The organism is Legionella antarctica (genome assembly GCF_011764505.1).
GTDB classification, from domain to species: Bacteria; Pseudomonadota; Gammaproteobacteria; order Legionellales; family Legionellaceae; genus Legionella; species Legionella antarctica.
Map to the genome: position 1 here is coordinate 1686071 of NZ_AP022839.1, position 14360 is coordinate 1700430.

Here is a 14360-nt window from a genome sequence, read left to right on the forward strand (position 1 = left end):
TCTATTTAGTCATTTCAGATAAGTGCGTCACTGGACGATTAAATGGTCTGGGCAAAGGCACCTGGGTCCATGGAGGCAGCACTGTTTGGGTATTGTTTTGTTCGTACTCCTCTTGGGATCGGATCCAGTCCAGTTGGTATTGACGAACATCGTGATATTTATCACCCGTTACAAGTAAACTATCTCTTTTATCACGCAGAATTATCGGTTTAATAAATACCATGAGTACTCGCTTATCTCTGTTGCGAATATTGTGCTGAAATAGTCTTCCTATTCCAGGTATATCGCCAAGTATTGGCAGGCGATTGTTATCATTACCAAGACTATCCTGAGTCAATCCTCCCAAGACAACGATATCCCCGCTTTCGACATGTACTGAGGTGACTATGCTGCTAATTCTAAAAGTGGGATTAGTATCACTGTCTGTAGTACTGGATGGGTCTAAAGTATCATTTCCCTGGTCTATTTGCAGTTGAATCCCTTGTCCGTGAGTAATCTGTGGTCTCACGTAGAGATGTAGGGCGACATTGACCCGGTTAAACGTAGTAAAAGGACTCGCTGTTGTTGTGGCGCCAGCATTGTTTGGGTAACTTGATGTGGCAACGGAGACTTGTTTACCAACCAATATTTTGGCTTGTCGGTTATCAAGAACAACGACAGATGGGGTAGATAAAATATTTGCCTTTTGCAATCGAGCCAAGGCATAAATCTGAGCTTGAAAATCTGCAATTTTAGTTTTGCTGTTCATGATAGCAAAACCGGGTCTGAAGTTTCTAGGATCACCTGTTTGTTGATCTGAACCCCATTCTATCCCCAGGTTATTGATATCGACTTGGTTTACTTCAGCCACCAAGGCCTCAATTAATAGTTGTGCTGGTTTAATATCCAACTGAGAAATAACTGTTTTTAAAATGCGAATAATGGATGCAGGGGCATTAATAATAATCGAATTAGTATTGGGTTCAGCGATAATTTGAACTGTTGGTTTCGTCGTGCCCTCATTTTGTGTATTAGCTGAGGTCGTGTTTGCTGTAGCCGCAGGATTTGCAGCGAGTAGTGGGGTGATGTTACCTGAAGGGGAGCTTTGTCCATCTGAGGAGGAGGTGCCCATAGCAAAACTTGATGCTGGATTAGTGCTATCCAATGCAGGCCGGGTAATTGTCCCTATGGTTGTTCCTACATTACCACTAAAATTTGCCTGGGCAATTCCGGCCAGGATAGGCACTAAGTCTTCCGCTCTAAGATAATGTAGATAAACAACTTGAGTATTGCTGTTTATTCCCGCGGAGCTCTCTCTGTCTAGTTTTAAAATTAGCATTCGCAATCTGATTCTATCGGTTTTACTGCCACTTACTAAAATAGCGTTAGAACGGTCATCCGCTGCAATGGTAATTTGCGATCTACTGCCCAGACTGGGTTGTGTCTTAACCAGATCTTTTAGCGTATTGGCAATATCCATGGCTAAAGCATGTTTTAAAGGCACCATATCAATGCCATTTGATGTGGAGCTGTCAACTTGCTTAATGATCTTGGCAAGACTTCGGATGTTATTGGCACGTCCAGACAGGATAAGCATATTAGATGGAGCATAGGCAGAAACGCTACTCCATTGTGGCATTAGAGGTCTAAGAACCGGTACAAGTTGTTCCGAGGGGACATAATGAACTGGCACCACAGCAACCATCATGTCATCACCCCGGGGAGGGTTTCTCAGCATGTTAACCATGTCAGGAGATTGGGTTTTAGCGTCAATATTAGGGATGATTTTGATGATGTCGCCGTTAGGAATAGCTGCATATCCCGAAACCTGAAGAACAGAGAGAAAAACCTGATAAAGTGCATGATTAGACATCGGTGTAGAAGAGACTATAGATACTTTTCCTTGAACACGTGGATCGATAATAAAATTTTTACCAGTAACGCGGGAAACCTCAGTTATTACTGCACGAATATCAGCATTACGCAAATTCCACAATTTACTTTCGGGTGGAAGGGCAGAAGGCTGTTCTGATTTTTTTGGAATCTGATTTACATGCAGAGATGACTTTTGATTATTATTTAAGCTCTCTTTTTGATGGTTTATTTTTTGGGAGAGTTTTTCTTTGAGCGCTATTGCAGTTTGGTAATCATTTATAGGACCAATTTGAACGAGGTAAAGGCTCTTATCTGCCAGATTTTTAATTTTAATATCCTGGTTTATAAGTCCTGTGAGTTCTTTTTGACGTAAATTCGCATCTTTTTCTAAATTAAATGCTCCAGCCTGCAGATAAAAAATAGTATTGCCATTTTTTGTTACGGTGGAAATATTAATATCATTAGCATAAGTGAAAGAAGACAAAAAAAGGGCTAAAAATAAAATTGCTATAGAGCGCATTTAAAAACCGTAAAGTCATGGGTAATAACATAATAACTAAAAATGTCAGCTTACCATAGCTTTTTTGACAACTTAAATGAGGAATTTTTTAAATTGGATATGGTGGCTATGGGTGGACTCGAACCACCGACCTCAGCATTATGAGTGCCGCGCTCTAACCAGCTGAGCTACATAGCCATGAGAGGCGTGATTTTGTCGTTTTCATGAGTTTATGTCAAGTCTGTTATAAGTTTTTTTTTCACTTTTTATGCCCATATTTTTTATATCTGTTTGAAATATGCTTATATTGTTCTGTTTACAGCAAATGCGAAGAAGTGACTGTTACTGAAATATGAAAAATAAAACCCTCTATTAAACACATAACATAACGTGAGTTATGGATAAGGAACTCAGATTTTACCATGCTCCGTTCGGCCTGAGGAGGGCTTTAGCCCGTCTCGAGGGCTAGGCACTGGGAAAACCCTTCGAGACGTCTCTAAAGCGACTCCTCAGGGCGAACGGATCGAGGTAGTGACTGGGTTTAATAAGCTTCTTGTCCATAACTGACGTTAATATAAGGCTTTGTTTTGAGGATATTTCTCACGAGCAACCAAGCCCGTGAGAAATATGAAGGAACATTAGATAATTAACAGGAATAAAGCGCCCGGTCCTCTTAACACCTGAACAAGCAATTCTTGTTTTTTCTCTTGGGCAATAGTGTGCAACCCTTTAACATCTTTCACTGGAACTTTATTGGCAGAGATTATAATGTCCCCAGGTCTTATTCCTGCTCGCCATCCTGCACTGCTCTCAGATGCACCTACGACCTGTACTCCAATAACATTACCATGAGGAGGTGATTCCTGTTCAAAAGATCTCAGGGCTAATCCATAGAGGAATGGATTACTTGACTGTAATTTTTGTTCATGTGATTTGATGTCTGTAACAACAGCACTTAAAGTTAAAGGCTTGCCATCACGCTGAACCATAATCTTGGCTGTAGTTCCTACTCTTAACAGACTAATTGTTGTTTTAACCTGAGTTGCCTGAGTTATTTTTGTGTTATCAATCTGGACAATAATATCCCCAGATTTTAAGCCGGAAAGTTCAGCAGGTGAGTTTTGATTTACCTGAGACACAAGCGCTCCCTGGAATTCCTCAGGATATCCCATGGATTGGGCGAGTTCAGGAGTTAAATGCTGAACAAAAATCCCCATTAAACCTCTATGGATTGAGCCGAATTTTATTATTTGTTGGGTAACGTCTTTAACCATATTAATGGGAATTGCAAAACCTATTCCCACGTTACCGCCATAGGGAGAAAGAATTGCTGTATTAATACCAATCAGTTCTCCTTTAGCATTGACTAAAGCACCACCAGAATTTCCCGGGTTAATTGCCGCGTCAGTTTGAATGAAGTTCTCCACCCCTTCAATATTTAAATCACTACGTTTTAAAGCACTTACGATGCCAAAAGTCGCTGACTGGCTGTTACCAAAACTGTTTAAACCAAAAGGATTGCCAATAGCGACTACAAAGTCACCGACTTCAAGTTTGTCTGAGTCACCTATAACCAGTGATTTTAAATTTTTAGCATCAATTTTTAGAATGGCAAGATCTGTTTCACTATCACTGCCAATCAGGTGGGCTTTTAAGCGTCTGCCATCCTGTAGTGTCACAGTAATTAAATTAGCATTACGGATTACATGATCATTCGTAACAATAACCCCGTTCTTAGGATCTATTACAACCCCTGAACCGATACTTTCAAATTTACGGCCTTTTTCTGGGGATGCACTTTTGGGGCGCTTATTTTGTCTTTCATCGTCATCATTAGCAGCTCCAGGTGATGAAATGTCGCTGGGGAGAATACCCTGTACTGCAACATTAACAATGGCTGGCATTATATTTTTTAGAACTGGAGCCAAGCTGGGCATTACAGGCTCTTCAGCGGAGTAAGCATAAGGTACCGTCAAGAGCAGCAGGGCGCTCATGAATAATTTTATACGAGTAATCATATTATTAATCCTGATGTTGATCATTAAACCATATTAAAGTTCCTATTCTACCTGTTTGTGACTCTCTTCGATAGGAATAGAACTCATTTTTTAACTCAAAAGTACATAAACCGGACTGAGACACCGCCTTAATGCCTTTTGAATTAAGTACAATCTCAGCAATTTGAGGTAAGTTAGCAAACCATTTTGCATTGTTAGGTACAAAAGCAGTTTCACTTAATGGGTATTTAGTGGTAAATGCCAAGTACACTTCCTCTCCCACTTCATAACATTTTTGGCAGATGGCAGGCCCTATCCATGCCAAAAGATCCGTTGCAGGGCTATTCATCTTTTCTATAGTATTTTCAACAATACCGTTAAATAATCCCTTCCATCCTGCATGAATCGCAGCAATTTCCGTTCCTTGAATATTGCATAACGTTATTGGAAGACAATCAGCTGTAAGGATGATTAGCGGGTGTGAATTAGAATGGCTAATTGCAGCATCGGCATTTCTGTTTGAATCACTTTCGGCAATAACACAAGTGGTGCTATGAGTTTGTTCCAGCCATACTGGTTCGCAAGGTAATTGTAAAGCCTCTGTTAACTGTTGTCTGTTTTGCATGACGTGGATTTCATTATCACCAACATGCAGTCCGAGATTATTTAAATCATAGGGAGGCTGACTAAACCCTGAGTAACGGCTAGTGCTCAGCGCGGTTACATTTTCAGGCGCAGGCCAATTTGCCAGTTTAGTCTTCATAATGATGATCCATCGTGTCAAGAAGTAACTTGAAATCATTGGGCATGGGAGCTGCAAAGGTTAGTTCTTCATCTGTTTGAGGATGATAAAATGCAATGGAGCACGCATGCAGCGCTTGTCGTTTAAATTGTTGCAATACTGTTCTTAGTTGATCACTGGCATTAGCTGGAAATCGCATACGGCCACTGTAGAGTTGATCTCCAACTACTGGATGATTGATGTATGCTAAATGTACTCTGATTTGATGGGTACGACCTGTCATCAGACTCACATCCAGCAATGTAAAGTCTTTATATTGTTTATTCACGGTATAATGGGTAATCGCTTGTCGTCCTTGTCCAGTCACGGTCATCTTCAACCTGTTTCTGGGATGTCTACCAAAACCAGTGTCTATTGTGCCACCAGCAATCACATGTCCTTGAACTAAAGTAATATAATGGCGTTGAATTTCTCGAGCCTGCATTTGCCTGATTAATGAGGTGTGGGCGGTCAGGGATTTAGCCACGATTAATAAACCGGTAGTATCTTTGTCTAACCGATGGATAATTCCTGCTCGGGGTAAATGTTTAAGATCTGGTGCATGATGGAGTAGGGCATTTACCAGCGTATGCTCTTTATTCCCTGCTCCAGGATGTACCACCAAACCTGCTGACTTATTCAGAACGAGTACTTCATCATCTTCAAAAATCACATCCAGGGGAATATCTTCTGGTTCACATGAGTTGAAATTAACGTCAATGGCAACAAAGTCGACATTGATCTCAATAAGATCCCCGCCCAAGGCTTTATCCTTTGGTTTACAGGGCTTATTATTCAATGTGATAGCACCGGTTTTAATCCAATTGCTGATCTGTGAACGCGAATACTCGGATAGCAGCTGAGCAAGTACGGTGTCAACCCGCTGACTATGATATTCCCGGGGTACTGTTATTTGTTTTTGCAGTTGGGCTATCATTAGGCTGTTTGCGTCTCCTCAGTTTCAATAAGACGACCTCTTAATGAATTTGGCAGTGCATCACTGATTTGAACTATCACAAATTGTCCAATTAAATGGGGTGAACCATCAAAGTTAACAACCCGATTACATTCAGTTCGTCCAGCAAGTTGTTGGCTATCCTTTTTGGAAAGTCCAGTAACTAAAATTCGTTGAGTGCTGCCTATCATCGATTGGCTATAGCGAGATGCCTGCAGTAGTAATCTGTTTTGTAAAATTTGCAGTCTTTGTTTTTTCACATCTAAGGGGGTCTCGTCGGCCAGACTGGCAGCTGGGGTGCCTGGTCTTGGACTATAGATAAAGCTAAATGAAGTATCAAAGCCAATTTCATGAACTAAATCCATAGTATCCTGGAAATCCTTATCAGTTTCACCTGGAAATCCTATAATGATATCAGTTGACAAGCGAATGTCTGGGCGAATTTTTCTTAATTTTCGGATTTTAGATTTAAATTCCAACGCAGTATAACCCCGTTTCATTAACCCTAAAATTCGATCTGAACCACTTTGTACTGGTAAATGTAAATGATTTGCTAACTCAGGGACCTCTGCGTAGGCATTGATCAAGTTATCCGAGAAAGCCAGTGGATGAGATGTGGTAAAGCGAATTCTTCCTATTCCATCTATTGCCGCAATATAATGAATTAGCAAGGCCAAATCAGCTGTGTCACCATGTTCCATTGGTCCACGGTAATCATTGACGTTTTGGCCGAGTAAATTAATTTCTCTTACCCCTTGTGTCGCAAGTTGATAACATTCGGCCAAAACATCATCAAAAGGCCTGCTTATTTCTTCTCCGCGGGTGTACGGGACAACGCAGAAGCTACAATATTTGCTGCAACCTTCCATGATAGATACAAAAGCAGTTGGTCCTTCTGCTCGAGGTGCGGGCAGATGATCGAATTTTTCGATTTCCGGGAAACTGATATCCACAACAGACTTGTTCTTCTCAAGCCGCTCATTAAGTAAAGCAGGTAGCCTATGCAGGGTTTGGGGGCCAAATACGATATCTACAAAAGGAGCCCTCTTGATAATATCCGCACCTTCCTGACTTGCTACACAACCCCCAACGCCAATCACTACATGGGGATTCTTCTTTTTGTACTCTCGCCATTGTCCCAGCTGTGAAAATACTTTTTCCTGGGCTTTTTCACGAATAGAACAGGTATTGAGTAATATTACATCGGCTTCTTCTACCTGATCTGTTTTAATCAAACCATGAGATTCAAGTAATACTTCTGCCATTTTGGATGAATCATATTCATTCATCTGGCAGCCATTTGTTTTAATATATAATTTTTTAGCCATAATCTTCTACTTTCTTAAACTCGGTATTATTTCATTAATAAACACTTTGGCAATAGGTTTCTTTGATTCTTGGTAAAATAAATAATGCAATGAGCATCCCAAGAGGGAGAATTGACAAAGCAGTATGATATGCTGCCAGTGGATAGAGTCGGACTGTTCCAGTCATTTCACCTTGCCACATTTTATCAAGAATAAAACCAATAAGCGGTTGGGCCAAAGCGATTCCTACCATATTCATCATATTCATAAAACTGAGACCAGTAGCAACATATTTTTTATTACATAACTCTTTGGCTACGGTAAATGCGGGCAAAAACCCGGCAGAGAAAATACCAAAGGCCAAAAGGAGAAACTGCATGGGGAAAGCAGATGTAATCGGGGCAAAAATAAACAGAGTAGAGCAAATCAAAGCACCGACACAGCCAATATACATTGGTGGTTTACGTAAACCGATACGGTTGGAAAATATTCCCCATAAAGGACTGGCAATTGCCCAGCCTACAAATACCAATGAGACATAGTTCGCTGCTGTAGATTTAGCAATGAGCATTTTATTCATCAGAAAGGGAACACCCCAAAGGCCACAAAATACAGGTGTTGCCATGTACATTAGACCACCATATAAAGCTACCAGCCATAATTGCCTGTTTTTTATCAGGGCAAGGAAACTAGGCACCAAGCGTTCTTCTTCGAGAGGATGTTGGTGAGTTAGCGGGGTATGGTTTTTGGGAGCATCTCGGACTATTAAAACAATTAATCCCGATAAAACAAGACCAACAGATCCCATGATGATCATGCTGTGGCGCCAACCAAAATTTTCGATTAATAGTGCTAAGGGAGCCTCGCCACCAATTGCGCCCATCATGCCGATTGTGACCATTAAACCGGTTAACAAGGCAAATTTTTGTGCGGGAAACCAATTCGCTGCTAATTTCATGGCGCCTACAGCTGCAAAAGCTGACCCAAAACCAATCATGAGGCGTGCGACACAGGCCATAAAAAAATTATCAGTCATACCAAATGCAATGGTACTGACTGCGCAAACAACTGTAGCCAGGGTTAACAGCCTATGAGGTCCGAAATAATCCATTAACACACCACCAGGCAATTGCATGGCGGCATAAGAATAAAAGTAAATACCTGATAAAATACCTAAAGTTTGGCTGGTAACGGAAAAATCGCGCATTAATTCATTACTCATCACGCTGGGTGATACCTGCAAGAGACATTCATAAAAATAAAATAAGCAGCCTAACCCCCATACCAGCCAAGGTATTAATGATTTGATGTTTGATTTTTGCCTTAATTCAGACTGCGTATTATAATGAGCCATTATTATATAATTCTCCTGATTTACCCGATTTGATTGATTTTGCGAGATTTTTTCGAACAAAAACCAGAGATACAAGAGGGGGTCTTCATATCTTGCTGCTTAGTCAATAATGTATTTATTTTAATCACAAAGTCGCTTTATACGTTAGCATACAAATATATAAATATCACTAATTAAAATGTTATCAGCTTGTCCAGTATTGGTCATTGAGGGGGATTTGCTTGATTACCGCTCATCAGGGGCGTCCAATATAACGCGAGTACCTCGCATACCTCCTCCTGGAACATCAATAAACTCCTCATTTAACCAACGTGCATCTTCAATAAACATCCTAACACATCCATGGCTTGCTCTGTACCCAGGTACTTCGTAACTTCCGTGTAGGGCATACCCTCTGAAAAAATGCATGCAGTAAGGCATTAGAGCACCGCCGCTTTCACCATTCCTCCTTCTAGGGTAAACGGTAGAAACACATTCAATATCCTGTTTTCTAATAACTCGGAACGATCCAGTAGGAGTGCTGCAGCCGCCAGCAACTCTACATTTGCTTACCCCGGAAGAGATAGGTCCCCACCAAAGTAACTCGCCATCTTGATCATAAGCTCCCCAGGCTAATTTCTTTTGACTGACATAAATCGTTTTTTCCCCATCTGATTCTATATATCGCGGGAATGGTGAGACGTCGTAAATAGTTAGCCGATCAATATTTTTGGGTACAGCAATAGTCATTCCAGGACGAAGGCTGATATTCATTCGATTAATGCGTCTGACAATATCTCTTTCTTCAACATTGGGAAAAAGACCTTCCCATGATTCACCACTTTTAATGTTCATACAAAAATAATCCGGTACATTGCATAAGGTTTCACCAAATCGGGAATGAGCCAAAGCTAATGGAGTATTTAATATGAGGAAGGTTAAGACTATGATTGATTGAATAACTTTTTTCATAATCACCTCGATTTTGGTTCTTTAACTTCTTTAACGGCATAATTAAAAATAACTTTACTGTTTAAAGTCATTCATCCATTCTGATTTAAGGTTTTTTTTTGAAAATTGGCGAAAAACTGTCGTCTTTGTGAGCTGATGTATCCGCACGAAACAGGCATACATATACTTATGTGAAACTAATGAATACTTATTGTCTACAGGCCAGAGTAATTCGCGAGGCAGGTAAAATAAAGACAAATGATTGTTGTCTGTTAAATTATAGTTCGTCAGCTATCCTTTTTCTTTGGCTTGTGAATTGGAATTAATGGATTGCCAGGCTTGATGTACCTCCGCAAGTAGTATATTGGATTGCACTAATAAATCTTCATCATTATTTAAATTTGCCTTTAGTAGTATATGTTGAATGTAGTCATAGAGCTGCAATAGATTTATAGCAATGTCACCACCTTGTTCGTGGTTTAAGCTTGTCTTTAATCCTTCAATGATATTAAGGGCTTTTCCAATATGCTCGCCTTTTTCTCTAATCTGATTACGTTGAATATTACCTTGGGCTGTGGCTATATGAGAACGCGCCCCTTGTAGTAATAGTTCTATAAGCTCATGAGGAGAGGCGGTATCTATACGCGTTTGTAATTCAATTGACTTATATTGATTTAAAACTTGGGTATATGGATTTTTCATGAGCATAGCCTTGTGTTATTTAGTATTAAATTTTGGTAAAGCTGCCAGTTGTTGGGTAAGAAAACTGCTGGTACTTTGCATTTGGGTTAACAAAACATCCAGAGCATTAAATTGTTTTAGATACCTGTTTTGCACGCTAACACTTCGGGCATTTATCTGAGTTTGGGTTTTACTTAATAGATTGACTTGTTTGTTTAATTGTTCCGCTCGTTGATTTAAATCACCAGCAGTGTCCATGTAAGAGTCGAGAAAATGATTCATCAGTACGGCTATGCCATCATTAACCACAATTTGACCGCGAGAGCCATCACTTCCTGAAAGTACTTTGATAGATAGTCCGCCCAGGTCATCGCTCCCGTTAAGGGTGATGCCATCACTTGACGTTGCGGGAAAAGAACCGATAGTGCCAGCCATGTTCACGCCAGGGGTAAACTCGCTTAAAAATACATCATATTTTCCTGCCGGAACTTGCGCATTAACTGAGTTGATACGTATATTACTGTCAGTAGGAGTGGCCGTTTTTGCAAATAAGGCACCAATATCAGCATAATGATTACTAAGGGCGGTGTTGTATTTATCCTGATTTAGTTCCAGCAAACCGTTTTCTGTGGTTGTAATACCCAGGTCAGCCAAAGATTGAATTGAATTGGTACTTTTAACCAGAGGAGAAGTTGCCCATTTGCCTAAATTAAGTTTCAAATTTCTAAATTGGGGGTCACCCTGGAATAAACCACTTTGTTTGGTGTCTTTATTATATCCCGTTAAATTGGTTAAAAAAGTCATACTGTCATTGTATTTGCTTACAAAATCTTTTATTAGATTGGTCAACTGATCTTTATTGTCATCCACTGTTAGCGTAGTTATCGTTCCAGGTTCTGCTTTCTTTAAATTAATGGTCACTCCAGAAATTGCATCCTGGAGTTGGTTGGTGCTTTGAGTAAGGGATAACCCGTTTATTTTAACCACGCTGTTTTGTGCAGCAATAGTTTCAGTTAAAGCGTTATTACCCATTGTAGGGTCATAATTTAGCTCTGGAATGCTACTGCTGACCTGCATTGCATAATTTTCACCTGTCTTTGATGAGGTGAGGGTTAACCGCGATCCAAGACTATCCTGGACTATGCTGGCAGTGACTCCTGAGTTGGTATCGTTAATGGCATCGCGAATTGCAACAAGACTGTCACTTCCTGGAGCAATAGTAACATTCACTGGTGCTGCATCGCCATTCGCGGTGAATACCGTTTTATCAGGATTATAGGTGCCAAAATTAATGGTTATATTGCCGCTACCTACACTTGTTGGATTTAAATAAGTGCTCGCAAGACTTTGTTGTTGTGCCAGTGCCTCAACTTCTACCTGATAAGTGCCTTTAGTCGCCTGCGAAGTTAGGGTGGCCGATAGAAAATCGACATTACTAACCGAGTATTTCATATTATAAAATTTAGTTACATCGGATAAATTATTCAGTGATGTTTGCAAGTTTGCCAATGAACTTTTGAGTTGACCTATAGCCGACAGTTCAGTGTTAACACTGGTTAATTTATTGTCATGCCGCGTTTGTAGCGGCGTGATTTCAGCTTTAACCAAGGCCTCAACGAGGGTCTTAACATCAAGGCCTGATCCGATCCCTGGTGATGATAGACTCATAATATCCCTTATCTGTGTTATTAATCAGTAGTCAGGTAATAAACAAAATAGATTCATTTATTAAATGTGCTTATCTATAGAACCATTAATTATTTCATCAAGCAAACTTAATAAATGCAAATATTCATCCGAAGGCATTTTACGTATCACTTTATCTGTAATCTTGTCAGTTACTATCGCCTGGAGCAATCCTGTTGCTTCATCGAGAGTGTATTTCATATCTGAATCCACCAATGGACTCGTAGTGCTGGTTTTATCACTGGTTTTAGTAACCGATTGACTTTGTATTTCAGGTGATTTTACGGTTTCATTTTTTATTGTTGGGACTGGCTTTACAGATTCAATATTCATTTCCTACTCCTTTTATACCCCGAATACAGCTAGAGTATAAACTAAAGAATTCCAGTGCAACTAATGCTGCACTGGAATTGCTGTGTCTTATCCTAACAGTTTTAGTACAGATTGAGGCATACTATTAGCCTGTGCCAACATCGCTGTTCCTGCTTGCTGCAGGATTTGATTTTTAGTCAGATTTGCCATTTCAGCAGCATAGTCAGCATCCTGGATACGGCTTCGGGCAGCTGCCAGGTTATCTGATACGTTTTGCAGGTTGGCAATTGTAGAATCAAAACGATTTTGCAATGCCCCCATATCTGCCCGGTTGGCGTTGACCGTACCCAGAGCCGCATCAATTCTCATGATTGCAGTCTGTGCACCAGCAGCAGTGCTTACATCTAATGAATCGATACCGATAGTATCTTTAGCTATGGCTGCAGCAAGTCCAATGTTAGCTACAGTACCGCCGAGGGCGATGCTGTCTGCTGCATTGATTGTTAATTGTCCGCGTAATGCGTCATCAAAATCACCACCTGTTACCGTGATACCATCAGTACCTGCGACAAAACCAACACCACTTTCAACAACCGTAATATTCCGGCCATCAGCAGCAGTCAGAGTCAAATCGCCACCATTGAGACTGGCAATAACCCCTGTTTGGTTGCTCACGCCGTTTATCGCATCACGTAAGGCATCAGGGGTTAACGCTACAGCTACGTCTGTACCACTGAATATTGATACCCCGTTAATATCCAAGTTGTAAGTATCAGCAGCCGTACCCCCAATACCTCCTAGTGTTTGAGTACCTGTGGTTGAGGCAGTTACTGAAAAGCCGGCATCAGCTAGTGCTGCCGCTTTGGCATAAGCAGAGGTGCCATCCTGTGAAGCCAGAGTCCCTGCAAAATTTGCAGAAGAGTTGATGCTTGTAGCTGGGCCACCACCGATTGAAACAGTAATGTCTGCAGCAACTGCAGCTGTAACTTCAGTACCTGTTGCAGTTGCGATACCACCAATTGATGATGCTTTGGCACTACCTATGGAAAAGCTAATGGTTTGGTTTGCGTTAGCACCAACCTGGAAGCTGGCATTAGAGAACGAGCCATCCAAAATTCGTTGACCGTTAAACTGCGTATTTAATGCGATACGGTCGACTTCACTTTTTAGTTGATTGACCTCAGATTGAATTGATGCACGGTCAGAGCTGTTATTGGTTGAGTTTGCTGCCTGAACTGCCAGTTCACGCATACGCTGCAGAAGGTTAGTTGATTCTTGCATCGCACCCTCAGCTACTTGAGCAAGAGAAATACCGTCATTCGCGTTTCTTACGGCCTGATTCATACCGCGTATTTGTGCTGTCATACGCTGAGAAATTGCAAGACCCGCGGCGTCATCTTTTGCACTGTTAATTCTTAAGCCAGATGACAATCGTTGAATTGCCAAAGACATCGCATTTCCTGACACCCCCAAGTTCCGTTGGGCAGTTAGCGACGTTACGTTTGTATTAATTACTTGAGCCATGATTATAGTCTCCTCAGACCTGAATCCCTGGTTTGGGACATTTACGATTCAGTAAACTCATTTTTTTATTGGAAATTTACTGTACCCACCAAAGTTATCGGAAAATTGTAAAAAAACTTTAGGAGTTTGTGCATATTTTTTTAAAAAAGGAGTTATTTTGGTTAATATAATCAATGTGTTGTATTTACACTCATCAAGAATATATATTGCTCGTTTGACGACTGCAATTTTAAATTCAACCCACGTGCAGTGACATCAGAGTTAAGAAGAGCCGTGATTGTGTTAATTCGTCATTTAAAATTCACGATGTGTTGTGATCTGTCAGAGGCGCTCATAAATTTCACGGTAACCAAAACATCCTGAGCTTTGTCAAATCACATCGATTGCAGGCTTAGGAGAAGCAATCGAGAATGGTGCCGCGTTAAAACGTCGCAACAGTTCTGTTGCACAGTTACAATACTGGACATAAGCACGACTTAT

11 protein-coding genes and 1 tRNA gene are annotated in these 14360 nt (G+C 40.7%); all 12 read right to left on the bottom strand.

What is annotated here, in order from left to right; translation table 11 throughout:
- Nucleotide 1 precedes the first annotated feature (1 nt).
- On the bottom strand, nt 2-2374 hold the full coding sequence (gene lspD, locus HRS36_RS08130; RefSeq protein WP_173236907.1) for a GspD family T2SS secretin variant LspD: 2373 nt from the start codon (nt 2372-2374) through the stop codon (nt 2-4).
- 100 nt (nt 2375-2474) lie between these two features.
- Nucleotides 2475-2551, bottom strand: a tRNA-Met gene (locus tag HRS36_RS08135).
- Nucleotides 2552-2991: 440 nt separating this feature from the next.
- Nucleotides 2992-4371, bottom strand: a complete 1380-nt coding sequence (locus tag HRS36_RS08140) for a Do family serine endopeptidase (protein WP_173236908.1) — start codon at nt 4369-4371, stop codon at nt 2992-2994.
- A 4-nt stretch (nt 4372-4375) separates the two neighbouring features.
- Nucleotides 4376-5113 carry a peptidoglycan editing factor PgeF gene (pgeF, locus tag HRS36_RS08145; RefSeq protein ID WP_173236909.1) on the bottom strand — a complete coding sequence of 246 codons (738 nt, stop codon included), beginning with the start codon at nt 5111-5113 and terminating at the stop codon, nt 4376-4378.
- Nucleotides 5103-6068, bottom strand: coding sequence for a 23S rRNA pseudouridine(1911/1915/1917) synthase RluD (gene rluD / locus HRS36_RS08150; protein ID WP_173236910.1), 966 nt, complete (start codon nt 6066-6068; stop codon nt 5103-5105). Before rluD ends, pgeF begins: the two co-directional genes overlap by 11 nt.
- A complete protein-coding gene (miaB, locus tag HRS36_RS08155) occupies nt 6068-7414 on the bottom strand; it encodes a tRNA (N6-isopentenyl adenosine(37)-C2)-methylthiotransferase MiaB (protein WP_173236911.1) in 1347 nt (448 codons plus the stop codon). Before miaB ends, rluD begins: the two co-directional genes overlap by 1 nt.
- A 34-nt stretch (nt 7415-7448) precedes the next feature.
- A complete protein-coding gene (locus HRS36_RS08160) occupies nt 7449-8747 on the bottom strand; it encodes an MFS transporter (protein WP_173236912.1) in 1299 nt (432 codons plus the stop codon).
- A 225-nt stretch (nt 8748-8972) separates the two neighbouring features.
- A complete protein-coding gene (locus tag HRS36_RS08165) occupies nt 8973-9698 on the bottom strand; it encodes a L,D-transpeptidase (protein ID WP_173236913.1) in 726 nt (241 codons plus the stop codon).
- 270 nt (nt 9699-9968) lie between these two features.
- A complete protein-coding gene (gene fliS / locus HRS36_RS08170) occupies nt 9969-10385 on the bottom strand; it encodes a flagellar export chaperone FliS (RefSeq protein WP_173236914.1) in 417 nt (138 codons plus the stop codon).
- A 9-nt stretch (nt 10386-10394) separates the two neighbouring features.
- Nucleotides 10395-12026: a flagellar filament capping protein FliD gene (fliD, locus tag HRS36_RS08175; protein ID WP_173236915.1), complete on the bottom strand. Its 1632-nt coding sequence runs from the start codon at nt 12024-12026 to the stop codon at nt 10395-10397.
- Nucleotides 12027-12086: 60 nt separating this feature from the next.
- The gene (locus HRS36_RS08180; RefSeq protein WP_173236916.1) at nt 12087-12377 is read right to left on the bottom strand and encodes a flagellar protein FlaG; all 291 of its coding nucleotides are present in this window, start codon (nt 12375-12377) and stop codon (nt 12087-12089) included.
- 87 nt (nt 12378-12464) lie between these two features.
- On the bottom strand, nt 12465-13880 hold the full coding sequence (locus HRS36_RS08185) for a flagellin N-terminal helical domain-containing protein (RefSeq protein WP_173236917.1): 1416 nt from the start codon (nt 13878-13880) through the stop codon (nt 12465-12467).
- Between the last annotated feature and the right edge of the window lie 480 nt (nt 13881-14360).